Origin of the sequence: Arthrobacter sp. Bi26, from assembly GCF_918697925.1 — a bacterium.
In the GTDB taxonomy this organism is placed as follows: domain Bacteria; phylum Actinomycetota; class Actinomycetes; order Actinomycetales; family Micrococcaceae; genus Arthrobacter.
The window spans coordinates 1-1,175 of sequence record NZ_CAKKMF010000211.1 but is presented as its reverse complement, the minus strand read 5'-3'; the positions used below and the strand labels follow the sequence as shown (position 1 = coordinate 1,175).

Genomic DNA, 1,175 nt, shown 5'->3' with positions numbered 1-1,175 from the left:
TCGACGCCGATGCCGGGCTTGTCTCCCGGGTGCAGGTAGCCGTCCACGAAGGTCATGGACTGTTCGAAGACCTCGTTGGTCGCATCCGAGTGCTGCATGTATTCCTGGATGCCGTAGTTGTGGATCGCCAGGCCGACGTGCAGCTGCGCGGCGAACCCGACCGGGGAGATGTCGGTGGGGCCGTGGAAGCCGGACTTGATCTGGTACTGCGCGGCGAAGTCCATCACCTTCTTCAGCGGGCTGATCCCGCCGAAGTGGGTGGACGCGGCCCTCACGTAGTCGATCAGCTGTTCCTTGATCAGACTCTGGTAGTCGTAGACGGTGTTGAAGATTTCACCGATCGCCAGCGGGGTGGTGGTGTGCGCCCGGACCAGGCGCAGCGCCTCCTGGTTCTCGGCCGGGGTGCAGTCCTCGAGCCAGAACAGGTCGTAGGGTTCCAGCGCCTTGCCCAGCTTCGCGGCCTGGATCGGGGTCATCCGGTGGTGCCCGTCGTGCAGCAGCGGGATTTCCGGGCCGAACTCGTTCCGGACCGCCTCGAACACGGTGGGCAGGTGGCGGAGGTAGGCGCGGGTGTCCCAGTCCTCCTCCTGAGGGAACGCGCCGCGCCCGGCCGGTTCGTAGTCGTAGCGTTCGCCCGAGGCCTGCGCCTGGGCCGCGACGCCGTAGACGGCCTTGATCCCGGGGACCGCGGTCTGGATCCGGATCGACTTGTATCCCAGTTCCAGGTGCTCCCGGACCGAATCGAACAGCGAGGGGAGGTCCGCGCCGGAGGCGTGGCCGTAGGCGCGCAGCCCGTTCCGGGACGCCCCGCCCAGGAGCTGGTAGACCGGCATGCCGGCCAGCTTGCCCTTGATGTCCCACAAGGCCATGTCCACCGCGGCGATCGCGGCCATCGTCACCGGGCCGCGGCGCCAGTACGAGGACCGGTACAGGAACTGCCAGGTGTCCTCGATCCGGTGCGGGTCCTTGCCGATCAGCAGCTGCGCGACGTGCTCCTTCAAATACGCGGCCACCGCGAGCTCGCGCCCGTTCAGGGTCGCGTCCCCGATCCCGGTCACCCCGTCCTCGGTGGTGATCCGCAGGGTCACGAAATTCCGGGAGGGGCTGGTCACGAAGACTTCAGCGGCAATGATTTTCACAACAGGTCCTTTTCTGGTCTAACGGGGGTGTCTTAG

1 protein-coding gene is annotated in these 1,175 nt (G+C 66.6%); it reads right to left on the bottom strand.

The window, feature by feature from the left end:
* A partial coding sequence (manD, locus tag LQV16_RS23490; RefSeq protein WP_229996231.1) for a D-mannonate dehydratase ManD occupies nucleotides 1–1,139 on the bottom strand: 1,139 nt, incomplete at its 3' end.
* Between the last annotated feature and the right edge of the window lie 36 nt (nucleotides 1,140–1,175).